This is a genomic window from Streptomyces coeruleofuscus (assembly GCF_039532725.1).
GTDB classification, from domain to species: Bacteria; Actinomycetota; Actinomycetes; order Streptomycetales; family Streptomycetaceae; genus Streptomyces; species Streptomyces coeruleofuscus.
In genome coordinates this window covers 553993-577119 of the sequence record NZ_BAAASE010000001.1, presented here as the reverse complement: position 1 = coordinate 577119, position 23127 = coordinate 553993, and the positions used below count along the sequence as shown (strand labels likewise).

The 23127-nt window shown below is 71.3% G+C and carries 20 protein-coding genes; 13 read left to right on the top strand and 7 right to left on the bottom strand.

Features of this window, described 5'->3' with window-relative positions; genetic code table 11:
- Window positions 1–35 precede the first annotated feature (35 nt).
- A complete protein-coding gene (locus ABFX81_RS02465) occupies window positions 36–386 on the bottom strand; it encodes a MarR family transcriptional regulator (RefSeq protein ID WP_086850734.1) in 351 nt (116 codons plus the stop codon).
- A 135-nt stretch (window positions 387–521) separates the two neighbouring features.
- Here ABFX81_RS02465 and ABFX81_RS02460 point away from each other — a divergent pair, with 135 nt between their 5' ends.
- From ABFX81_RS02460 to ABFX81_RS02420, 9 genes are all read left to right on the top strand, one after another.
- A complete protein-coding gene (locus ABFX81_RS02460; RefSeq protein ID WP_346137557.1) occupies window positions 522–1226 on the top strand; it encodes an ANTAR domain-containing protein in 705 nt (234 codons plus the stop codon).
- Between the two features lie 207 nt (window positions 1227–1433).
- A complete protein-coding gene (locus ABFX81_RS02455; protein ID WP_086850767.1) occupies window positions 1434–2699 on the top strand; it encodes an ROK family protein in 1266 nt (421 codons plus the stop codon).
- A gap of 222 nt (window positions 2700–2921) precedes the next feature.
- On the top strand, window positions 2922–4184 hold the full coding sequence (locus tag ABFX81_RS02450; protein WP_086850739.1) for an extracellular solute-binding protein: 1263 nt from the start codon (window positions 2922–2924) through the stop codon (window positions 4182–4184).
- A gap of 20 nt (window positions 4185–4204) precedes the next feature.
- Window positions 4205–5170: an ABC transporter permease subunit gene (locus tag ABFX81_RS02445; RefSeq protein ID WP_086850741.1), complete on the top strand. Its 966-nt coding sequence runs from the start codon at window positions 4205–4207 to the stop codon at window positions 5168–5170.
- The gene (locus ABFX81_RS02440; RefSeq protein WP_086850743.1) at window positions 5167–6048 is read left to right on the top strand and encodes a carbohydrate ABC transporter permease; all 882 of its coding nucleotides are present in this window, start codon (window positions 5167–5169) and stop codon (window positions 6046–6048) included. Before ABFX81_RS02445 ends, ABFX81_RS02440 begins: the two co-directional genes overlap by 4 nt.
- A gap of 12 nt (window positions 6049–6060) precedes the next feature.
- Entirely contained in the window at window positions 6061–8925 is a 2865-nt protein-coding gene (locus ABFX81_RS02435) for a glycoside hydrolase family 2 TIM barrel-domain containing protein (protein WP_086850745.1), read from the top strand.
- Window positions 8926–9064: 139 nt separating this feature from the next.
- Entirely contained in the window at window positions 9065–10060 is a 996-nt protein-coding gene (locus tag ABFX81_RS02430) for an ATP-binding cassette domain-containing protein (RefSeq protein ID WP_086850747.1), read from the top strand.
- 1 nt (window position 10061) lies between these two features.
- Window positions 10062–10865, top strand: coding sequence for an ABC-2 family transporter protein (locus ABFX81_RS02425; protein WP_086850749.1), 804 nt, complete (start codon window positions 10062–10064; stop codon window positions 10863–10865).
- Between the two features lies 1 nt (window position 10866).
- A complete protein-coding gene (locus tag ABFX81_RS02420; protein ID WP_346137556.1) occupies window positions 10867–11673 on the top strand; it encodes an ABC transporter permease in 807 nt (268 codons plus the stop codon).
- Between the two features lie 18 nt (window positions 11674–11691).
- On the opposite strand, the gene ABFX81_RS02415 is transcribed toward ABFX81_RS02420, so the two are convergent.
- Window positions 11692–12972, bottom strand: a complete 1281-nt coding sequence (locus tag ABFX81_RS02415) for an MFS transporter (protein ID WP_086850751.1) — start codon at window positions 12970–12972, stop codon at window positions 11692–11694.
- Window positions 12973–13110: 138 nt separating this feature from the next.
- Here ABFX81_RS02415 and ABFX81_RS02410 point away from each other — a divergent pair, with 138 nt between their 5' ends.
- Window positions 13111–13878, top strand: a complete 768-nt coding sequence (locus ABFX81_RS02410) for a hypothetical protein (protein WP_086850753.1) — start codon at window positions 13111–13113, stop codon at window positions 13876–13878.
- Between the two features lie 6 nt (window positions 13879–13884).
- Here ABFX81_RS02410 and ABFX81_RS02405 read toward each other — a convergent pair whose 3' ends face one another.
- Window positions 13885–14412 (bottom strand): hypothetical protein, encoded by a 528-nt coding sequence (locus ABFX81_RS02405; protein WP_346137555.1) that lies wholly within the window; start codon window positions 14410–14412, stop codon window positions 13885–13887.
- Window positions 14394–16106 carry a PHP domain-containing protein gene (locus ABFX81_RS02400; protein WP_086850757.1) on the bottom strand — a complete coding sequence of 571 codons (1713 nt, stop codon included), beginning with the start codon at window positions 16104–16106 and terminating at the stop codon, window positions 14394–14396. The genes ABFX81_RS02405 and ABFX81_RS02400 overlap by 19 nt, the downstream gene beginning before the upstream one ends.
- Window positions 16107–16357: 251 nt before the next feature.
- Here ABFX81_RS02400 and ABFX81_RS02395 point away from each other — a divergent pair, with 251 nt between their 5' ends.
- Genes ABFX81_RS02395 through ABFX81_RS02385 form a run of 3 tightly spaced genes read left to right on the top strand, consistent with a single transcriptional unit; the run spans window position 16358 to window position 19254 of the window.
- Window positions 16358–17677 carry a jacalin-like lectin gene (locus ABFX81_RS02395; protein WP_086850759.1) on the top strand — a complete coding sequence of 440 codons (1320 nt, stop codon included), beginning with the start codon at window positions 16358–16360 and terminating at the stop codon, window positions 17675–17677.
- A 22-nt stretch (window positions 17678–17699) separates the two neighbouring features.
- Window positions 17700–18290: a WHG domain-containing protein gene (locus ABFX81_RS02390; protein WP_086850761.1), complete on the top strand. Its 591-nt coding sequence runs from the start codon at window positions 17700–17702 to the stop codon at window positions 18288–18290.
- On the top strand, window positions 18283–19254 hold the full coding sequence (locus ABFX81_RS02385; protein WP_086850763.1) for an aminoglycoside phosphotransferase/kinase family protein: 972 nt from the start codon (window positions 18283–18285) through the stop codon (window positions 19252–19254). The genes ABFX81_RS02390 and ABFX81_RS02385 overlap by 8 nt, the downstream gene beginning before the upstream one ends.
- Here ABFX81_RS02385 and ABFX81_RS02380 read toward each other — a convergent pair.
- The 3 genes from ABFX81_RS02380 to ABFX81_RS02370 form a co-directional block, all read right to left on the bottom strand.
- On the bottom strand, window positions 19251–20075 hold the full coding sequence (locus ABFX81_RS02380; protein ID WP_346137554.1) for an isocitrate lyase/PEP mutase family protein: 825 nt from the start codon (window positions 20073–20075) through the stop codon (window positions 19251–19253). The genes ABFX81_RS02385 and ABFX81_RS02380 overlap by 4 nt on opposite strands.
- A gap of 79 nt (window positions 20076–20154) precedes the next feature.
- Window positions 20155–21849: a DUF2264 domain-containing protein gene (locus ABFX81_RS02375; protein WP_346137553.1), complete on the bottom strand. Its 1695-nt coding sequence runs from the start codon at window positions 21847–21849 to the stop codon at window positions 20155–20157.
- Between the two features lie 79 nt (window positions 21850–21928).
- On the bottom strand, window positions 21929–22972 hold the full coding sequence (locus tag ABFX81_RS02370) for a rhamnogalacturonan acetylesterase (RefSeq protein ID WP_346137552.1): 1044 nt from the start codon (window positions 22970–22972) through the stop codon (window positions 21929–21931).
- Window positions 22973–23127 lie beyond the last annotated feature (155 nt).

The window sequence follows — 23127 nt, the reverse complement described above, 5'->3', positions numbered from 1 at the left end:
GCCCTCCGGCCGTCCGGCGGCGGACGGCCGGAGGGTCAGGCCGTGGCGTGCGGCCGACCGGGTCCGCCGGTGGACGTGGCGCGGTCGGCCTCGTCCTCGGCGAGCAGGGAGAGCAGCGACGCCACGGTCAGGCCGGCCTCGGCGGGGTGCCGCAGCACCTTGCCGGGGTCGATCCGGTACGTGTTGGTGCGGCCCTCCCGGGTGTGGGAGAGATAACCGTCCTGCTCCAGGTCGGCGATGATCTTCTGGACGGCGCGTTCGGTGAGCCGGCAGTGGGCCGCGATGTCCCGGATGCGGGCGTTGTGGTTGTCGGCGATGGCTGCCAGCACGCGGGCATGGTTGGTGAGAAACGTCCATCCGGTGTGTGGCTCGGGCACTCCATCCATGCTCCAACTCTACCGACCAGGCGTACACGTATTCAAAAACACGTACTGCGTTTCATGTATTGGTTGACGGGTGTGGGGTAGAGAGGCAACGCTGGATAGTGGAGGAACGGCGAACAGACAAGGGAGAACGGGGCCATGCCGGACCCTGCGCACTCGGTGGCGGCGATCCCGCCTTGCATGGCGACCATGGACGTCATGCCGGACGGCGACCGGATGACCGTCACCGTGTGGGGTGAACTCGACCTGGGCAGCCGGCGGCTGCTGCCGGATCTGCACGACATCCTCACACTGTCGGGCAGCGGCATCGACCTGCGGCTGGACGCGGTCGGGTTCTGCGACTGCTCCGGGCTCAACACGCTGCTCGACCTGCGGCTGCGCGCCCTCGACGAGGGCAAGACGGTCAGCGTCCGCCCCTGCGGCCCCGCGGTCGAACGCCTGCTCGACCTGACCGGCACCCGGGAGCTGCTCGCGGCCCCGGGCCCGCGCCCCGACGCCGTACGCCCGGCCACCGACGGGCCCGGTCCGCCCACGGGCGACGAGGACCAGGACCTCCGTGCCGAAGTCACCCAGTTGCGACGGGCCATGCAGACCCGGCCGACCATAGACCTGGCCCGCGGCATCCTGATGGCCTCCTTCGGCCTGAGCCCCGAGGGGGCCTGGAGCGTGCTGGTCAGGACTTCCCAGAACACGAACACCAAGCTGCACCATCTGGCCCGGGAACTGGTGGACACCGTGCACGGCAGTACGCTGCCCGAGCCGGTGCGGCAGCAGCTCGCGGCGGCCGTCGCGAGCACGGCCCCCCGGAGCGAGGCGCCGGCGTGCCCCGCGAAGGGGCCCTGATCCGAGGCGTCACGGGACATCGCCTGAGGCATCATGAGCAGACTTCGATCAGCCATCACCGGCCCTCACCGCCCCTCACCTGGAGCGCACTTTATAAAGCCCCTTTCCTAACCCCTTGTCGAAAGTCCCGGCAGCCCATAGCCTTGCGCCGCGCCGGTGCCGAAGTCGACCCGGCCCGAGCCGGCCTGGGAAGGGATGGGCACCCCGGTGAAGCGCACATCACGCGACATCCGCACCGCGAACCGCTACGAGGTGCTGCGCCAGATCATCGCCGAGTCACCGACCTCCCGGCAGGAGCTGGCGGCCGCCACAGGGCTCAGTCTCGCCACGGTCGCCACACTCGTCGGTGAACTGCTCGACCTCCGCATGATCACGGAGGTCGGCTTCGAGGACTCGGCCGGCGGCCGCCCCCGGGGCCTGGTCGCGGTCAACAGCTCGGGGGGCGCGCTGATCGGCGTCGACATCGCCGAGACGTACGTCCATGTCGAGCTGTTCGACCTGGGGCTGAACGTCCTCGCCCGCGCCGAGGAGGACGTCCGCGCCGGCGAGAGCCTGCCGGAGCAGGTGGTGGGCCATGTGGCCGCCGCGGTCGGCTCGGTGGTCACCCAGGCCGGCATCGAGGGCGCCCGGGTGCTCGGGGTCGGGGTGAGCGTGCCGGGGCAGGTGGACCGCGCCACCGGCACCTCGGAGTACGCGCCCAACTGGGACTGGCACGACGTACCGCTGCTCGACCTGCTCACCGAGCACATCGCCTACCCCCTGTACCTGGACAACCCGCTGCGCGCCAGCGCGGTGGCCGAGCTGTGGTTCGGGGCCGCGCGCGGGCGGGGCAACGCCGTCGTGGTCAACCTCGGGACCGGGGTGGGCGCCGGGCTCGTCCTGGGCGGCGGGCTGCACCGCGGGGTGAGCAACAGCGCCGGTGAGTGGGGCCACACCACGATGGTCCTGGACGGACGCCTGTGCCGCTGCGGCAATCACGGCTGCGTGGAGACGTACGTCGGCGCGCGCGGCATCATGCTGAACCTGCGCGAGATCGGACCCGACAGCGCGCTGCTGCACCCGGACGACCAGACGGCGACCATCGACGCGCTGGCCCGCGGCCTCGCGGCGGACGACCCGGTGGCACGCCGGGCCGTCCATGAGACCGCGCGCTATCTGGGCGCCGGCGTCGCCGACCTGGTGAACCTGTTCAACCCCGAGATCGTCGTGCTGAGCAGTTGGGTCGCCCGCACCCTGGGCGAACCGCTGCTGCACGAGGTGCGCGAGGCCGTCGCCCGGCACGCGCTGCCGCGGCCGCTGGCCGCCACCGAGATCGTCCTCTCCCCGATCCCCACCGACCCGGTGTGCCTGGGCGCGGCGACGTTCGCGCTCGAAGGGGCGCTCCAGACCGTCGGGCAGAAGAACGGCAAACGCACCACCTCCGCGAGAAGCACCACCCCCGCACGGAGCCGCACCACCGCTCCACCCTCCTAGCGGCGGAAGCAACTCCTCCGCCACTCCCGCATGTTCGAAATCGCGAACCGGACACAACGCTTCGAACAGACTTCGTCCAACCCCTTGCCGAAGCCTTAGCCGAAGCTCTAGCGTCCCGCACCGCACCCCTCTTTGAGCCATCTGGCGCGAGGCCCCCCGGGCCGTGAGCCATCAGGCAGTGAGCCGAAGAGCCGCAGCCGCACTCGAGACAAGGACGTCAGCATGTCGGCATCGAGCAACATGAACTGGGACCGCCGCAACGTACTGCGGGCCGCGATGGGCCTGGCCGCCGCCGGCGGACTGGCCGCGTGCGGCAGCAACACCGGCCGCAGCAGCGGAGGTTCGGGCGACGGCCTCGTCCAGTACTTCCACGCGTACGGCGAGGCCGGCGTCGAGCAGGCCGTCAAGCGGTACGCGAAGGCGTACAAGGACGCCAACGTGACCACGCAGTGGATCACCGGCAACAACTACGAGCAGAAGCTCTTCGCCGCGCTGCTCACCAAGAACGCGCCCGACGTCTTCGAGTTCCACCCGCAGATCCAGATGGTCAAGAGCGGACAGGTGGCGGACCTGACCGACATCCTCGGCCCGGTCAAGGACGACTTCAACCCGGCCGACATCAAGTCGCACACGGTCGACGGCAAGATATACGGCATCCGGATGATCGACGACCCGCAGTTCCTCTTCTACCGGCCCTCGCTGTTCGAGAAGGCGAAGATCGAGGTGCCGACCACGCTCGAGGAGCTGATCGAGGCCGCCGACAAGCTGACCACCAGCAAGGTCAAGGGCCTCTTCCTCGGCAACGACCTGACCTCGGTGGACCGGCCGCTGATCTGGTCGGCAGGCGCCGACACGCTCACCGCGGACAACAAGCCCGCCTTCAACACCGACGCCGTCGCCGAGGGCCTCAAGCAGCTGCGCGGTCTCTTCACCAGCGGCAACCTGCTCCTCGACGCCCCCGCCGACTCGTGGGACCCGTCCGCCCTCATCCAGGGCCTCACCGCGATGCAGTGGTGCGGCATGTGGGCCATGCCGGCCATGCAGAAGGCGCTCGGCGACGACATCGGAATCTTCCCGTTCCCGAAGGTCGGCTCGGCCGGCAAGCAGTCGGTCTACAACGGCGGCTGGTCGATGTTCGTCAACGCCAAGAGCAAGAACGTCGACGCGGCCAAGGAATACGTCAAGTGGCTGTGGCTGGACAAGAAGGACTACCAGGAGGACTTCGCCACCTCCTACGGCTTCCACATCCCGCCGCGCACCTCGCTCGCCGAGTCCGCGACCAAGCTGAAGTCCGGCCTGCCGGCCGAGGGCGTCAAGCTCTTCAACGAGTTCGGTCACTTCGACAACATCGGCTGGACGCAGGCCATGATCGCCGCGTTCTGGGACGTGATCGCCAACACCGTCCGCAAGAACGGCGACCCGAAGGCCGCGCTCGACGCCTGTGAGAAGAAGGTCAACGCCGAACTCAAGAAGCTCTTCGGATAGACCACCGGACGGATCTCGACATGTCGACCACCACCACACGCGGGGTCGCCCAGCCCGCCCCGGCCAAGGTCTCCGAGACCCGGCCGCGGCGGGGCCTGCGGGCGAGCAGCACCTTCAACTTCTGGCTCTTCACCGGCCCGTTCCTGATCGGCCTGGTGATCTTCGTCTTCGTGCCCATCGGCTGGAGCATCTGGCTCAGCTTCTTCGAGGCACGCTTCACCGTGACGCCGAGCGAGTTCGTCGGCTTCGACAACTACAAGCAGATCCTGACGGACACGAACTTCCGGAACTCCCTCGTCACGTTCACCGTGTTCGCCGCGTTCATCGTGCCGGCCACCTGGGCCATGTCGCTGGGACTCGCCCTGCTGGTGAACCGGCTGCGGTTCATGCGGGCGTTCTTCCGTTCGGTGTTCTTCCTGCCGACCGCGGTCAGCTATGTCGCCGCCGCGCTGATCTGGAAGATGTCCATCTTCAACGGCGTCCGCTTCGGCCTGGCCAACACCGTCCTCGGCTGGTTCGGCATCGACAACGTCGCGTGGCTCGCCAACCCCGACCCGCCCTGGTACTGGCTGGTCATCGTGACCGTCCGTCTCTGGCTCCAGTCGGGCTTCTACATGATCCTCTTCATCGCGGCGCTGCAGAACATCCCGCGGGAGCTGTACGAGGCCGCCGCCATCGACGGCGCCAAGCCGGGCTGGCAGACCTTCCGGCACATCACGCTGCCGCAGCTGCGGGCCACGTCCACCGCGGTGATCCTGCTGCTGCTGATCGCCGCCTACCAGGCCTTCGACGAGTTCTTCAACCTGCTCGGCAAGGCCACCTGGGGACAGCCGCCGCTGGTCGAACTCTACAAGATGGCCCTCGGCCAGAACCAGAACTACGGCGCGGGCAGCGCGGGCGCGGTCGTCCTGACCCTGCTCATCTGCGTCGTGACCCTCTTCCAGGGCAAGATCATGGGCTTCGGAAGGGGTGAGGAGACCAAGTGACCACCACAGCACCCGACGTCAGGAAGACCGCCGAGCCGGGCAAGGTCAAGCGCGGCGGAGTCATCGGCAACACCGGCCTGTACATCGCGACCGGAGTCGCGGGCCTGCTCTTCCTCATCCCCTTCTACCTGATCGTCCGCAACGCGCTGATGACCGACCCGGAGATCACGGGCGAGGAGTGGAAGTGGTTCCCCACCTCCATCCAGTGGAGCAACTTCAGCGAGCCGTTCGACGACGTCACCGTCGACTTCGCCCGTTCCCTGTGGAACTCGGTGGTCGTCGCCGTCCTGCACACCTCGGGCATCCTGCTGATCTGCTCGATGGCCGGGTACGGACTCGCCCGGATCCCGTACAAGCACGCCAACAAGGTGTTCTACGCCGTCCTGGTCACCCTGATGGTTCCCACGGCGGTCACCTTCGTGCCGAGCTTCGTGCTGGTCTCGTCCCTCGGCTGGGTGGACAGTTACCGGGGTCTCATCATCCCGGGCCTCTTCAGTGGTTTCACGTGCTTCCTGTTCCGGCAGTACTTCCTGGGGTTCCCCAAGGAACTGGAGGAGGCAGCGCGCGTGGACGGGCTCGGCTACTGGGGCGCCTACTGGCGGATCGTCGTGCCGAACTCGCTGAACTTCTTCGCGGCCATCGCGACGATCACCTTCATCAACGGCTGGAACGCCTTCCTGTGGCCCCTGGTCATCGGACAGGATCCGAGTGCCTGGACAGTCCAGGTGGCGCTGTCGTCGTACATGACGAACCAGACCGTCAACTACCACCTGATCTTCATGGCCACCGCCATCTCGATCCTGCCCCTGATCTTCGTCTTCCTCTTCCTCCAGCGCTGGCTGGTGCAGGGGATCGCACAGACCGGCATCAAGGGCTGAGCTAGGAGACCGATGTCTTTCCGCACCACCGCCGACTACGTCGAGGACGTCTCCCCGGGCAGCGGGGCCCTGCCGCCCCGCGCCTGGTACGCGTCCTCGGACGCGCGGTCCCTGTCCCTGAACGGCAGCTGGCGCTTCCGGCTGTCCGCGACGATCGACGCCGAGGACGACTCGTTCGCCGAGGAGGGCTACGAGGCCGGGGACTGGGCCGAGGTCACGGTCCCCGGGCACTGGGTACTCCAGGGCGACGGGGCGTTCGGGTCCCCGATCTACACCAACCACCTCTACCCCTTCCCGGTGGACCCGCCGCACGTCCCGACGGAGAACCCGACCGGGGACCATCTGCGCGTCTTCGACCTGCCGTCCGACTGGCCGTCGGACGGCGCGGCGGTGCTGCGGTTCGACGGTGTCGAGTCCTGCGCCCGGGTGTGGCTGAACGGCACGGAGCTCGGCGAGTTCAAGGGCTCCCGGCTGCCGCACGAGTTCGCCGTCGGGCACCTGCTGAAGCCGGGCGAGAACGTGTTGGCCGTGCGCGTGCACCAGTGGTCGGCCGGGTCGTACCTGGAGGACCAGGACCAGTGGTGGCTGCCGGGCATCTTCCGTGACGTGACGCTGCTGCACCGCCCGGCGGGCGGCGTGGGCGACTTCTTCGTGCACGCCTCCTACGACCACACCACCGGCGAGGGCACCCTGCGCGTCGACTCCGACGTCGACGGGCGGGTGACCGTCCCCGGCCTGGGCATCGATGTGGCCACCGGCGAGTCGGTGACGGTCGCGGTCGAGCCGTGGACGGCCGAGACGCCGAAGCTCTACGACGGTGTGCTGGCCACCGAGGGCGAGCGGGTGCCGCTGCGGATCGGCTTCCGCACGGTCGTCCTCGAGGACGGGCTCATCAAGGTCAACGGCAGGGCCGTCCTCTTCAAGGGCGTCAACCGGCACGAGTGGCACCCCGAGCAGGGCCGCGCGCTCGACCTGGAGACCATGCGCGAGGACGTGCTGCTGATGAAGCGGCACAACCTCAACGCCGTGCGCACCTCGCACTACCCGCCGCACCCGGCCTTCCTCGACCTGTGCGACGAGTACGGCCTGTGGGTCATCGACGAGTGCGACCTGGAGACCCACGGCTTCACCGAGCAGGACTGGCGGGACAACCCGGTCGACGACGACCGCTGGACCCCGGCCCTGCTGGACCGTGCCGCGCGGATGGTCGAGCGGGACAAGAACCACCCGTCGATCGTGTTCTGGTCGCTGGGCAACGAGGCCGGCACCGGGCGCGGACTCACCGCCATGGCCGAGTGGATCCACGACCGCGACCCCGAGCGGCTGGTGCACTACGAGGGCGACTGGAACTGCCGCGACACGGACGTCTACTCGCGGATGTACGCCTTCCACGACGAGGTCGACAAGATCGGGCAGCGGCTCGACGGCGGCACCCGCAAGCGCCGCGAGCTGCCGTTCATCCAGTGCGAGTACGGGCACGCCATGGGCAACGGCCCGGGCGGCCTCGCCGACTACCAGGAGCTGTTCGAGAAGCACGAGCGGCTCCAGGGCGGCTTCATCTGGGAGTGGATCGACCACGGCGTCAAGCACCCCGAGCTGGGCTACGCCTACGGCGGTGACTTCGGGGAGGAGCTGCACGACGGCAACTTCGTCTGCGACGGGCTGGTCTTCCCGGACCGGACGCCGTCGCCGGGCCTCGTGGAGTACAAGAAGGTCATCGAGCCGGTCCACATCGAGGGCGACGGCGCGAACGGCATCGTGCGGATCACCAACAAGCAGGACTTCGCCGACCTGTCCGCCCTGGCCTTCGAGTGGTCGTGCCAGGTGGACGGCGAGACGGTCGAGTCGGGTTCGCTGTCGGTGCCGGCGCTGGCGCCGGGCGAGAGCGCCGAGGTGAAGCTGCCGGAGCCGCCCGTGGACGGCCGCGGCGGCGAACGCCAGTGGACCGTGCGGGCGCTGCTCGCCGACAACACGCTGTGGGCCGCGAAGGACCACGTCGTGGCCTGGGGGCAGTTCGCCGCGGGGGCACGGCCGCTGCCGACCTTCCCCGCGACCGACCGGCCCGTGCGCGACGGGGACCGCTTCACGCTCGGCCCGGCCGCGTTCGACGCCCGCACCGGTGCGCTGCGGTCGATCGGCGGCGTCGGGGTGAGCGCCCCGCGGCTGGACGTGTGGCGGGCGCCGACCGACAACGACGACGGCGCGGAGTGGCAGACCGACACCCGCTACGGGATGCTGTGGCGCACGCTCGGCCTGCACCGCATGCGGCACCGCCTGGTATCGGTCGAGGCGGGCGACGACGCGCTGACGGTCCGCACCCGGGTGGCGCCCGCCGCCCGCGAGGTGGGCCTGGACACGGTGTACCGCTGGACGTCCGACGGCGAGCGGCTGCGGCTGACCGTGTCCGTGACGCCGGAAGGCGGCTGGACGCTGCCGCTGCCCCGGCTCGGCGTCCGCTTCGGGCTGTCGGAGGCCGACCGGGTCGAGTGGTTCGGCGGCGGTCCGGGCGAGGCGTACCCAGACACCCGGACGGCGTCCATGGTGGGCCGCTGGCAGTCGACCGTGGACCGGCTCCAGACGCCGTACGTCCGCCCGCAGGAGAACGGCGCCCGCGCCGACGTCCGCTGGGTGGAGTTCGGCGGTCTGCGGATCGAGGGCGATCCGGAGTTCTGGTTCACCGCCCGGCGCTGGACCACCGAGCAGCTGGACGCGGCCCGGCACCGCACCGACCTCACGCCCGGCGACACGGTGTGGGTCAACCTCGACCACGGGCAGCACGGCATCGGCTCGCAGTCGTGCGGCCCGGGTCCGCTGCCGCAGTACTTCCTGAAGGCCGAGCCGGCGGAGTTCGCGTTCGTGTTCTCGACCACCAGGTAAGAAATCGATGTAAGAACTCGATTAATCGATTGACCCATTGATCGACATTCCGACAGGGTCGGGACGTCATCCGCGGCCGGTCGGCCCTCGAAGCCGACCGGCCGCACCTGCTTTCCCCGCGAGGAAGTCGGTGAGCCGTTTGAGTGCCGCCATCGAGGTCCGGGGGCTGTCCCGCACCTTCCACACCACCGTCCGCCGCCCCGGCTTCCTGGGCGCCGTCAGATCACTGGTCAATCCGGAGCGGGTGGCCAAGCACGCCGTCTCCGACATCACCTTCGACGTGTCCCAGGGCGAACTCCTCGCCCTGCTCGGCCCGAACGGCGCCGGCAAGTCCACCACCATCAAGGTGCTGACCGGCATCCTCACGCCCACGTCCGGCGAGGCCCGGGTCGCGGGCGTGGTGCCGTACCGGGAGCGGGAGCGCAACGCCCGTAACGTCGGGGCGGTGTTCGGGCAGCGTACGCAGCTGTGGTGGGACCTGCCGGTGCGCGAGTCGTTCGCGATCCTGCGGGACATCTACGAGGTGCCGAAGGCCGAACACGCCGCCCGGCTGAAGGAGTTCGACGACATCCTGGACCTGTCGTCCTTCTGGGACACCCGGGTCCGCCACCTCTCCCTGGGCCAGCGGGTGCGCAGCGATCTGGCCGCCGCCCTGCTGCACGACCCGCCGGTGGTGTTCCTGGACGAGCCGACGATCGGCATGGACGTGGTGGTCAAGGAACAGGTACGGGAGTTCCTGCGCCACCAGGTGGAACAGCGCGGCCGTACGGTGCTGCTGACCACGCACGACATGACCGAGGTCGAGCGGCTCGCCGAGCGGGTGGTGCTGGTCAACCACGGCCGGCTGGTCCTGGACGGCACCCTCGACGAGATCCGCCGCGAGTTCGGCTCGACCTGGCAGGTGCGGGCCACACTCGCCGACGCGCACGCCGAGGTCGTGCCGCCGCCCGGCATCACGCTGCTGCGGCACAGCGGCGCGCAGGTCGTCTTCGGCCCCGACGGGGCGGACGCGCCCACCGTCCACCAGGCGCTGAAGGCCGTCATCGAGCGGTTCGAGGTGACGGACATCGCCCTGGACGAGGCGGACCTGGAAGACGTGATGCGGGCCGCGTACGTGCACGCCGGGGAGGTCTGACGTGGCCGCGCCGCACGCCTGGCGCTCCGCCCGCGTCACCCCGCTCGGCGAGCTCAACGCCCCGCCCCGGATGACCGCCGTCGCGCTCCGGCTGACCGTTCAGGTGGTGCTGGTCTGGTCGCTGTGGCGGGGCCTGTACGCGCAGACCGGCACGACCGCAGGGCTGAGCCGCGACCAGGCGGTGACCTACGCCGTGCTGGCCGTACTGGCGTCCCGGCTGCGGGAGCTGGACCAGTACGCGGGCCGGGACACCGTCCTCCAGCACATGCACTTCGGCACCATCGTCTACTGGTACCTGCGTCCGCTGCCGCCGCAGCGCTACTACGCCCTGCGGGCCGCCGGCGAGCAGTTGTACGGGCTCGCGTGGGCGCTGACGGGATACGTCATCTGCCTGGCGGCGGGGGTCGTCGAGCCGCCCGGTTCGGCCGCGGTGGCCGGGGTGTTCGTGCTGAGCATGCTGCTGGGCCAGTGGGTCCTGTACTACGTCATGCTCGTGCTCGACCAGTTGTGCTTCTGGACGGTCCGCAACACCGCCGCGATGCTCATCCTGATGTTCGCGCAGAACCTGCTGTCCGGGGTGTACGCGCCGCTGTGGTTCTTCCCGGACTGGTTCGTGACGATGAGCGCCTTCCTGCCCTTCCAGGCGACGCTGAGCGTGCCGCTGTCGCTGTACGTGGGGCGGATCCCCCTGTCCGACGCGGCCTTCCAGCTCTCCGTCCAGGCCGCGTGGGTCGTGGTGCTGGCGCTGTTCACCCGGCTGCTGTGGCGGCGGGCCGCCCGGCGCGTGATCTCGCAGGGAGGCTGAGATGTCGGTGAAGGCTCTGCGGATCGTGTGGCGCGTCACGGCGCTCAACTTCCGCGCGCAGATGGAGTACCGCACCGAGTTCCTGCTGATGATCGCGATCGGGGCGATCTGGCAGGTGTCGGTGATCGTGTTCGCCACGGTGCTGCTGTCCCGGTTCGCCGGGATGGGCGGCTGGGACAGCTCGGACGTGCTGCTGATCCCGGCGACCCGCATGCTGGCGCACGGGCTGTTCGTGCTGTTCCTGGGACGGATGCACTGGGCCGGCCGGCAGATTCAGGAAGGCCGGGTCGACATCTACCTGATGCGCCCGATGCCGGTCCACCGGCAGATGCAGCTGGCCTTCTTCCCCACCAACGCCATCGGGGACCTCACGGTCGCGGCCGGTCTGATGGTGGGGGCGCTGTCCCGCAGCGAGCTGGACTGGACGGCGGGCCGCATCACGTACCTGATCGCGGCCGTGCTCGGCGGCATGCTCCTGGAGGCGGCCCTGTTCACGGTCGTGGCCAGCGCTGCTCTGCGCTTCCCGGCCGCCGACCAATGGGGCCGCTGGCTGGAGGAACTCCTCGGCACGTTCGGCAGTTACCCGCTGAACGTCCTCCCCAAGGCGGTGGGCGGCCTCCTGACCTACGGTCTGCCGCTCGCGTTCGTCGCCTACTTCCCGGCGGCGGTCCTGACCGGCCACGGCCACACGACGGGGGTGCCGTTCTGGCTGGCGGCGGCGTCACCGCTGCTCGGGCTGCTGGCGTACTTGGGCTCCCGGCTGCTGTGGGGGTGGAGTCTGCGGCACTACAGCGGGGTCAACGGGTGACCGGCCGGACCCGCGGGGTCAGCCCTTGAGGTCGCGGCCCGACCCGCGGATCGGGGTGAACAGGGCGGTCACGGCGAGCAGGACGCAGGTGGCTCCGGCGGCCAGGGCCACCGGGGCCGTGCCCTGTTCCTCGGCGGCCCAGGTCAGCACGGCCGCGCCGATCGGTGCCGCCGCGTACTGAAGCGTCCAGAAGGCGGAGGTGACGCGGCCCAGGAGGTGCTCGGGGGTGACCTCCTGGCGCAGCGACATCGAGCAGGTGCCCGCCATGCCGGCGCAGGCGAGGAACGCGGCGCTCAGGGCCGCGACGACCGGCACGTCACGGGCCCAGCCGAGACCCGCGAAGGCCAGCCCGCACACCGCGACCGAGCCGGTCCACGTGGGCCCGAAGCCGAGACGGCGACGGAACCGGGCCACGAGCAGGGCACCGGTGATGGTGCCGAGCGCGCCGACCGCCATGACGGTGCCGACCGTGCCGTCGTCATGGCCGAGATCGTGCTTGAGGTGGTAGATGACCAGGTCGTTCAGGCCGAGCGTGAGGAAACTGAAGACGAACAGCAGGGCGGTGAGCGAGCGCAGCACGGGGTGGCCGTGGAGGAAGGCGACGCCGGTGCGCAGGTCCTGCCACAGGCCGGTGCGCTCACCCTTGTGCTGCCCCGGCCCCTCGTCCGGTGTGCGCGTCCGGAACCGTACGAAGAACAGGCACGCGGCCGACACACCGAAGCTGGCGGCGTCCACTCCGACCGCCGCGGCCGGGCCGGACCAGGCGGCGACCACTCCCGCGCACAGCGGACCGAGGACGCCCGCGCCGGCGGCCGTCGCGTTCAACCGGCCGTTGGCCTCGGTGAGTTGTCCAGTGCCGACCAGGCCGCGCACGACCGTGACGTAGCCGACCGCGAACAGCATGCCGACGGCCTCGCACAGCGGCAGCACCACGTACAGCAGCCAGATCTGTGGGCCGAACAGCCACACCAGCGGGACCACCCCGTACAGCCCCATGCGCACGAGGTCGCAGGCGATGAGCAGCCGGCGCCGGTCCACCCGGTCCACCACGGCCCCGGCGAACACCGCCGCCACGACCGAGGCCGCCCCGCCCACCGCCGTCAGCAGACCCATCCGCGCGACCGAACCCGTGGCCTCCAGCACCAGCAGGGGCAGGGCGATCAGCGCGAAGGAGTCGCCGAGCACGGAGAGGGTCTGTGCGGCCCAGAAGATGCCGAAGTCGCGCTGCCGCCACAAGGGGCGGGTGCCGGGTAAGCCCTCGTCGGCGACGTCCTCGCGCCGCGCCGCGCCGTGCGTCATGCCGTCTCCCCCGTGTCCCCGCTGTCCGGCTCCCCGGCGACCTCACGGCTCGGGCTCAACCCGCAGGCCTGCGAAAAGCGATACCAGTGTGCGGTGAGGAAGGGGTAGCGTCCACACTGTGAGGTCGCAGAGATCAACATGACCATCGTCCTGGGCGACACTCCTGACGACACCCTGGCCGCCTTCACCGCACGGGCGGCCGCCGATCCCGGCGTCGCCGGCCTGGTCCTCAGCGGCTCCCGGGTCCACGAGGGCATGCCGACAGTCCACTCCGACTACGACCTGCACGTGATCCTGAAGGATCAGCACGCCTCGCCGATCGCCGAGTTGGACTGGTTCCGCTCCGCCCACCTGGACCTCGTGGTCATTCCGCTGGCGGAGTTCCGCACGCGCGGCATGCCCGGCCGCCCGGACAGCTTCGCGCGCTACTCCTACGTCCACGCCGAGGTGCTGCTCGACCGGCTCGACGGGACCATCGCCCGGATCCTCGACGAGAAGCGGACACTCGGCGCCGACGAGGCGCGGGCCGCCGTCGACGGCTGGCTCGACGCGTACGTCAACCAGACCTACCGCTCCCTGAAGAGCTACCGTGACGGCCGCCCCGCCATGGGCCACCTGGACGCCGCCGAGTCCGTCCCCTACGCCCTGGAGGTGCTCTTCGCCCTGCACCGCCGCGTCCGGCCCTACAACAAGTACCTCCAGTGGGAGCTTGAGCGGCAGCCGCTGGGCGAGCCCCGGTGGGACGCGGGCCGGCTCCTGCCGGTCGTCCGCCGCATCCTGGCCGACGGCGACCCGCCCACCCAGCGGGCCCTCTTCGCCGGCATCGAGGAAGGGGCGCGCCGGGCCGGTCACGGCCGGGTCCTCGACTCCTGGGGCGAGGACCTGATGCTGCTGCGGCAGTCCTGACCGGCGTCAGTGGTCCGCGCAGCACGGTGTCGGGTCGGGGACCTCGAAGGGCACGAGGGTCCCGCCCGCGGCGGGCATGGCGGTCTGGACGAGTGCGCCGTCCTGCCACTGCGGGCGCACGTGGTCCCGTGTCGTCAGCGGGGTGCCGGGGCCGGGCCGGTCCGGCGTGCCGAGGACGGTCACGCGGTCGATCGCGGACCTGGACAGCACGTCCGCGACCGTCAGCGTGCCGGTGAGCGAGGTGACGCCCGGGTAGAGCACCGCGCGCCCCACCGGGTCCGGTACGCCGGGCAGCACCTCGTGGCCCAGGCCCGTGAGCCGCTCCAGGGCGGTGCGCCGGAGCGGCTCCGAGGGCAGGGCGAGGGACAGGACGACGCGGGGCCGTTCGCCGCGCACCAGGTGGGTGCAGCCGAAAGCGTCCTCGGGCAGGGCGAGTTCGGCGGCCAGGGCGTGCAGCAGGTGGTCGGCCGCGCGCAGCTCCCTGACCCCCGCGTCCACGGTGAGGGCGTACGGCGTCACGAGGGCAGGACCCACACGGGGTTGGAGTAGAACCACAGGTCGCGCCACGGGTCCGCGTCGCCGACGACGTCGAGGGCCGGGCCGGCCGGGTCGACGGCCGCGCCCATCGCGCCGACGGCGGACCGGTTGCCGTCGGTGCCGCGCAGCCGGACGTACACGGGCCGTTCCACGCGGCCGAGTTCGAAGGTCAGGCGGATGACGCCGGTGGTCTTGCCGACGTCGTACGCCTTGACGACCTTCGCGGTCGGGGCGGTGAAGGTGTCCCGGTCGGCGACCGGGCCCGTCACATCGCCCTGGATGACGTCGACGCGGGCCAGTTCGGGGACGAATCCGGCCCAGTTGGGGCCGCCGGCCGGGGCGACGTCGACGGTCAGCGTGACCTTCGTGCCCTTCTTCACGTGCAGCGCGCCGCCGAGCGTGGCCCAGCGGCCGCCGCCCGTCACGCGCACGTCCAGGGCGCTGACGAGCTGCCCGTGGTCGACCCAGATGCGGCCGGCACGGATGCCGTCCATCACGGCGGCGTACGAGAAGCCGTCGGCGCCCACGTGGGTACGGCTGTACTGGCCGGGCCAGTAGTCGCCCTGGGTGAGGTCGATCTTCCCGCCGTAGACCGGGTCGGTGTGCTTGCCGCCCGCCGCGTAGTCGCTGTCAGGGCCGCCGCGCACGGCGGTGTCGGCGTAGACCTGGTGGGAGTCGGAGTTGGCGGTGATCCACCAGGGTTTGCCCTCGGCGAGGAGGCTGTCCCACAGGCCGCCGACGGTGGCGGTCATCCAGTCGAATCCGCCCCAGGTGCGGTAGCTCTCCGGCGGGTAGCCGGGGAAGGAGTTGGCGCTGGGGTTGTTGTCGTAGATGCCGCGGGCGCGGGCCATGCCGAGCGGGGCGGGCAGGCCGGCGGCCTGGTGGCCGGGGGCGCCCTCGAAGCCGACGGCGATCCGGTGCCGGGTGCCGGTCGCGTCGCGCCAGGCGCGGATCTCGTGCGGGGAGTCGACGCCGCGCCGCGCCGGGTGGTTGGCGAGCATCAGCGCGTCCTTGACCTTGCGCCGCCTGACCTGGTCGGCGAGGAAGGTCAGGCCGGCGACGGCGAGTGCCTCGTTGGCGGGCGTGGAGTCGGAGGCGCCCTTGACGCTGCCGTCGTAGTCGGTCTCGAACTGCTTGAGGACGGCGACCTCGTTCCTGCCGGGGTGCACGAAGACCGTGCCGTGTTCGGCGGCCGGGATGTTCCACTCCAGGCCCTGGAAGACGAGGGTGTCCTGGTAGGCGTCGCGGGCCTCGCGGATGTCCGGGTTGACCTTCTCGACGCCGATCTTCGCGTGCGTGGCGTTGCCGTGGTCGGTGATGACCAGCCAGTCCATGCCGTGCCTGGCGCCCTGGCGGACCTGGTCGACGACGCGATACTTGCCGTCGTTGCTGTACTGGGTGTGGATGTGGTGGTCGCCGGCGAGCCAGAGGAAGCCGTCCCTGCGGCGGCCGGTGGACGAGGCGGCGGCGGAAGAGGCTGCGGCGGGCGTCGCCGGAGCGAGGACGCTCCCGGCCGCCAGGCCCGCGCCGAGCAGGCCGGCGCGGCGCAGCAGCGAGCGGCGCGAGCGCTGCTCGGGGGTGAGGGCCTCGTCGGGTACGGAGGTGTCGAAGGCGGCAGGCAGGGCCGGCGCGGCCTCGTGTGCGTGGTCGTGCCCGTGGTGGTGATGGCCGTGTGCGTGCCCGTGTCCCATGAAGCGCCTCCTGTGTGCCGCTGCCGTCCGCGGCTGCCTTCCGCGGCGCGTGACCGCGCCGCGTGTGGAGGATCGGGGCACAATGTGAACGTTGAACGACCGAGGGGTGATCGGCGGGCGACCCCGGAGCGGCGGATCACCTCGTCTCTCACTGTTTCCCCAACTGGCCTTGTCAGCCACACTGGTTGACATCAAATCTGAACACCGTTCATGTTCCGCTCCGCTTCCCCCTGACCGGAGACACCCCCACCATGAGACGACTCCTCGGCGTCCTCGCCGCTGCCGCCCTGACCCTCACCGGACTGACCGCGACCTCCGCGACGCCCGCCGCCGCCGCTGAGTCAGGCTCCTTCGACGTGCTGACGTACAACATCGCGGGCCTCCCCCTCGGGCTCGGCGACAGCGACCCCGAGACCAACACCCCGCTGATCGGGCAGCGGCTCGGCCCGTACGACATCGTGAACGTGCAGGAGGACTTCAACTACCACGCCTCGCTGTACGCCAACGACAAACACCCCCACCGCACGGCGACCAGCGGTGGCGCGGCGTTCGGTGACGGGCTCAACACCCTCTCGGACCACCCCTTCGAGGACTTCCAGCGGGTCAAGTGGAACAACTGCACCGGCACCAACTGCCTGACGCCCAAAGGCTTTTCGCTGGCGCGGGTGAGGCTCGCGGAGGGCGTCTTCGTCGACCTGTACAACGTCCACACCAACGCCGACTCGACCGACGACGCGCTGGCCGCCCGCCGGGCCAACGTCGAGCAGCTCTCCGCCTTCATCCAGGCCAACTCGGCGGGCAACGCGGTGATCGTCATGGGGGACACCAACACGCGGTACACCCGCACCGGCGACAACATCCGCACCCTGCTGTCCGAGAACGGCCTGACGGACGCCTGGGTGAAGCTGGTGAAGGGCGGTACGCCCCCGGCCCAGGGCAGCGACGCGCTGGTCTGTGACCAAGCGGCGCCGGCGAACGACTGCGAGGTCGTGGACAAGGTCCTCTACCGGGGCAGCGAGCTGCTGACGCTCACCGCGACCCGCTACGCCAACGACTGGAAAGCATTCCTCCGCTCGGACGGCAAGCACCTCTCCGACCACTTCCCGCACGCGGTCGACTTCTCCTACACGCTCAACTCGTCCCTGCGCGCGAGCGACTTCTTCGGCGGCCCGCACGGCACGGCCTTCAACGACGCGGACGACCTGCCGGCGACCCCCGCTCCCCGCACCCTCACCCTGCGCGGCGCCAACCGCCTGGACGGGGTGTCCCTGACCCACGACGGCGGTACGACCCTGGCCCACGGCGGCACGGGCGGCACGGCGACCTCGCTGACACTGGCCCCGGGCGAGCACCTGACCTCGGTGAAGCTGACGCAGGGCCAGAAGGACGGCCGTACCCGGATCTTCTCGGCGTCCTTCACCACGGACAGGAACCGCACCCTGTCCGCCGGCACGGCCACGTCCGCCGCGAAGACCTTCACGGCCCCGTCCGGCTGGCAGATCGTGGGCTTCACGGGCCGCGCGGGCGGGGAGATCGACAAGCTGGGGGTGATCTACGCGCCGATCCGCTGACCCCGTACTACGCTCTTCCCTCATGCCCAGAGCCGGCCTCACCCCCGACCGCCTCGTGGCCGCCGCGGCCGACCTCGCCGACGAGGCCGGCCTGGACCACGTCACCCTCTCCGCCCTGGCCCGCCGCTTCGGGGTGAAGGACGCGAGCCTGTACACCCACGTCCGAAACCTCAAGGACCTGCGCACGCGGATGGCCCTCCTCGCGGGCGGCGAGATGATCGACCGGATCGCGGCGGCGGTGGAAGGGCGGGAGGCCGGCCGGGACACGCTCGGGGCCTTCGCCGGCGCCTACCGGGCCTACGCCCTGGAGCACCCCGGCCGGTACGCGGCGGCACAGATCCGGATCGACCAGGACCTGGTCGCGGACTCCCCCGCGATGCGCCGCACGGCCGACGTCACCTACGGCATGCTCCGCGCCTACGGCCTGGAGGAACCCGACCTCACGGACGCCGTGCGCCTGCTGCGCAGCACCTTCCACGGCTACTGCGCCCTGGAGTCCACCGGCGCCTTCGGCGCGCCCCGTGACGTACAGGCGTCCTGGGACAGGGCGATCGACGCCCTGCACGTACTGCTCCAGAACTGGCCCCGCGAACAGAGGACGACCGATGCGTGACGCAGCCGACTCCATAGCGCGGACCTACGCCCTCGGCGCCGGGCCCTGGACCATGACACCGGTCACCCGGGGCGCACTGGGCCAGATCTGGAAGCTCACCGGAAACGGGTCCTCGTGGGCGGTGAAGGAGCTCCTCTTCGGCTGCGACGAGGCACAGGTCCGCCGCGAGGCCGCGCTCCGGGACTCCGCCGCGGACCTGGGCATCGCCTCGCCCCGTCTCCACCCCGACCGCGGGGGCGCGCACGTCTCCCGTCCCGGCTCCCCGGCAGGGTCCTGGGTGAAGCTGTACGACTGGGTCGACGGCACCCGGGCGGACGCGTCCGACCCGGACGTCCTGGACTGGTTCGGCCGGACCATGGCGCTGCTGCACCAGGCCGGTGAGGGCGCCGCCGAGACGCCGGACGACTGGTACGAGCGGTGTCCTGACGAGGCCGGCTGGGAGGACGTCCTCAAGAAGGTGCGGGACGCCGGCCTGCCGTGGGCGGACGAGCTGGGCCGGTTCGTCGCCACGTCCGCGCCCCGGCTGGCGCACTGGGTGACACCGTCGGCCCCCGACGGCCTCGTGACCTCGCACCTCGACCTCCAGCCCCAGAACGTCCTGATCGGCGCGGACGGGCCGGTCCTCCTCGACTGGGACAACGCGGGGCCGATCTCGGCGGAACGGGAGTTCGCGCGGGCCGTGTACGTGTGGTCGGGACGCAACGAGGTGGACATCGCATCCGCCCGGCGTCTGGCCCGGGCCTACCGGGATGCCGGGGGCCGGGCCGTGGTCACGGGCCCGGAGTCGTTCTCGATGCTCTTCGCCACGGACCTGAACTACGTCCATGTGCAGGCGGAGACGGCCGTCGATCCCGCCGTGACGGCCGAGCAGCGCGAGTTCGCGGGCGAGCAGGTCCTCACCTGCCTGCGCGCCCTGCCGGACCTCGCTGCCGTGTCGCTGCTGGTCGCCGCGCTCGACACCTAGCCGCCCTCGACACCTGACGGAACGGCCTGCGGAGCGACCTGACGGGCCACTTCCCCGTACGACGGAGTCGGCCCCGTCGGCGTCCGGCCGGCCCGGATCTCCGCCGCCGCCTCCAGGGCCGCGCCCAGCGCCCGCCGGTACAGCAGCGAGCCGAGGCTGATCCGGCGTACGCCGGCCTCGGCGAGGCGGGGGACGGAGGGGCCGTCCGGTGAGTAGAGGACGTTGAGAGGGGCGTGGACGCGGCGCACCAGGGTGGTGATCTGCCGAAGGTCGGTGAGGCCGGGGACGAACAGGCCGTCCGCGCCCGCCTGTCGGTAGGCGTCGAGCCGTGCGAACGTGTCGGTGAGGTCGCCGTCGCCGAGCCAGTGGGTGTCGGTGCGGGCGTTGACGAAGAGGCCGGGGACGGCCTCCTTCACCGCGGCGATCTTCGCCGCATGCAGGTCGGCGGGCCCGAGTCCGTCCTCCAGGTTGATGCCGACGACTCCCACGGCGTACAGCTCGCGCGCGAACTCCGCGACCTCGTCCGGGTCTTCGCTGAAGCCGCCCTCGGCGTCGACGGACAGCAGCCACGGCTCCGAGCCGAGGGCGAAGGCCAGCCGGAGCGTCTCCTCCCGGGTCGCGGCCTCGCCGTCGGGCAGTCCCGCGGCCACGGCGACGCCCAGGCTCGTCGTCGCGACCGCCCGGAACCCCTGCCCCGCGATGGCCCGGGCGGACGCGCAGTCCCAGGCGTTGGGCAGCAGGAGCGGCTCGTCGGCATGGTGGAGGCCGGCGAAGGCGGTGGCCGTCCGGGCGTGCCGTGTCTGCTTCGGGTGAGCGGTCATGGGGCCACGCTAGGCGCGGATCACTTCGGCGCCGACCGAAGTGCGGCCGACGGGAGACCGCCTCGGAGCCCCACCCTCCTCAAGCCGTGAGCGGCGCCACCTCGGCTCCCGAACCGTCCAGCAGGACCCGCGCCCCGTCCCCGTCGCGCCAGCGGACCTCGACCGTCCCTGTCCCGTCCACGCGCACGGAGACCAGCTCCGCCAGCGGGACCGGGTCCGCCTCGCCCGTCAGCCGGGCCAGGACGACGAACAGCGTGGCGCCGTCCCCGGTGACGCCGGTGAGGGCGTCGTCGAGACCGGCCGCGGGCAGGAGTTCGGCCCGCAGGCCCTCCCCCGCCGGCCAGCCGGTGACCCGTACGGGCGTCCCGGGCTCCGCGCCCGTCACCAGGTGCGCCCGGACCTCCGCCGCCCCGTGCGCCAGCACCACGCTCGTCACCCGGGCTCCTCCGCCCGCCGTGTGCCGCGAGGCCGCCCAGCCCTCGCCGACGCCCAGCGGTTCGATGCCGGTGCGGCTCGGGTCGTCGCCGACGAGCACGCTGTTGTCGTGGGAGGGGGACGGGGCCGTCACGGTCGAGTAGGCCAGGCGCGTGTAGTACGGGTCGTAGCGGACGTCCTCGCTGCCGTGGTTGTGGAGGCGGACCACACCGTCGGAACGGGTGGACTGGAGCAGCCAGTTGGGAGGGCCGACGGGGGTGACGGCGTCCGCGCGCTCGGCCGGGGCGGGCTCCTCCGTCGCCGTCCACACCTCGTGATCGCGCGGCAGGAGCAGGCCGAGGAAGCCCTTGCTCGCCCAGTACGGGGAGGCCGGGCCCGAGTAGCCCTGGAGGACCGACTCGTCGGGGCCGTGCCAGCCCAGGGACAGCAGGCCCCGGTCGTCCACCGCGCCCCGGTCGAGGAAGTAGCGCAGTGCTCCCGAGGCCAGGCGCCGGGTCTCGCCCGGGGAGAGCGGCGTACGGCCGGTCAGGGCGCCCAGCCACAGCGGTGCCGTCGTCGCGAAGCGGTAGGTGAGGGAGCGGCCCTGGTGCAGGGGGGCGCCGTCACCGCCGAACAGGCGGGCGTAGTCGGAAAGATGGCGTTCCAGACGGGTCCCGTACAGCTCCAGCAGGCGCTCGTCCCGTTCCAGCCAGGCGTGCAGCACCGGGTAGAGGTGCATCGCCCAGCCGTTGTAGTAGTCGAACTTGCGGCCGTCGCCGTCGGTGTACCAGCCGTCGCCCAGGTACCACTGCTCGATGCGCTCCAGGCCGCGGTCGATCGCCGCGCGGGACGCGTCCGGCTCGTGGCCGATCTCGGCCAGGAAGCCGCCCACCGTGACCGGGAACAGCTCCCAGTTGCAGGGCCAGGCCTCGGCGGTGAGCGCGTCGCCGAGCCAGGCGGCCGCCCGCTGCCGTACGCCGTCGTCCAGCCGGTCCCACAGCAGTTCCCGCGTCAGGCGCAGGGCGAGTGCGATCGACGCGGCCTCCACCAGGGGCTGGCTGCGGTCCTCGATGCGGGGCCAGACGCCCGAGACTCCGGCGGCCAGACCGTCGGCGTAGCGCTCCAGGGCCTTCTCGTCGCGGCGGAAGGCGGCCAGCAGCAGGGTGCGGGCGTAGCCCTCCAGGCCGTCGGAGAGGCGGCCCGACCAGCTCGTCCGGTCGCCGGGCAGGTGGTACAGCGCGCGGTCCCCGGTCGCGTACGGCTCGACGGCGGTGAGCAGGGCGTCGGCCGCCGACTCCCAGTGGGCGCGGGTGTAGCCGGTGTACGCGGAGGCCGTGCGGTCGGCGGGCGGAAGCTGCATCGTGTCTCTTTCGTGCTGGGACAGGTCGGAAACAGTTGAACCTGGAGCGCCCCGGTTCCGGTCGGGGCGCCCCAGGGGTTCATCCCACCCGCACCTTGCCCTTCGGCACCAGATGCCGGGTGACGAGTTCGTCGCGGACCAGGCCCGCGTAGGCCGTGGCACCGCGCACGGAGGTGTGCGTGTTGTCCCGCGCCTCGTTGGAGAGGTACAGGGCCTTGGAACCCTCCACGCCCAGGGACTCGACGAGCGCCTTCGTCTTCGCCGTGAGGTCGATCAGCGGGACGTTCCGCTCGGCCGCGACGGAGCGTGTGACCGCCGGGTGGTCGACGCCCAGGCCGTTGACCAGGAGCGCGGTTCCGTTGTTCAGCGTGCCGTCGGGGTTGAACCAGCGCCGCACGATGGGAGTGACAAGGACCGGCTGTCCGCCCCGCTCCCGGATGCCCGCCACCAGGGTCTCCAGGTTGGCCCGGTAGGTGGCCTCGTCCGTGGTCTTGTCGTTGTGGGCGAGCTGGACGAGGACCAGGTCGCCGGGGCGGATCAGGGGCCGTACGGTGGCCCACAGCCGCGGGTTCCCCAGAAACGTGACCGTACTCTCGCCGGAATCGGCGTAGTTGGCGACGGACACGCCCTTGCCGAGGTACTGGGGCAACTGCTGGCCCCAGCCGGAGTACGGGTCGCCGGGCTGGTCGCAGACGGTGGAGTCGCCGATCAGGAAGAGCTGGCGGGCGTGCCGGGCCGGGGTGACCTTGATGCCGGCCAGCGCGGGGGCGGAGCCGCCGATCCGCAGATCGAGGCCGGGGGTGCCGTCGGGGCCGGTGGGCTCCCCCTCGGGGGTGCGGACGTTCACGGTGAAACTGCGGGTGACGCGCTCGCCCGCCGGTGCCGGCGTCTCCGGCAGCAGGGACCGGCGGGTCTCGCCGCTGACGCTCGTGGCGGACGCGGTCTTCCCGCCGAGCACGACCCGCACGTCGTACGTGCCGGGCGGGACGTCGAAGTGGCAGGCGCCGGCGGTGCACTGCGCGAGGCCCGGCCTTCCGCCGGCCTCGTCCGCGTGGGCGGGTACGGCGGACAGGGCGGTGCTCAGCGTCACGGCCGCCAGCACGGCCATGTTGAAACGTCTCACTCGCAGCTCCTCCGTCACGGCGACAAGACCTGGCGGCTGAACGTATCGCCTCTGGCAAGCGCTTTCTAGCCCTCGGCTCGATTTGGCAAAGATGCTCCCTGCAAGCGCGCGAAAGCCCTTTCGCGAAATCGATTCAACTGTCACTGTCACTCTCG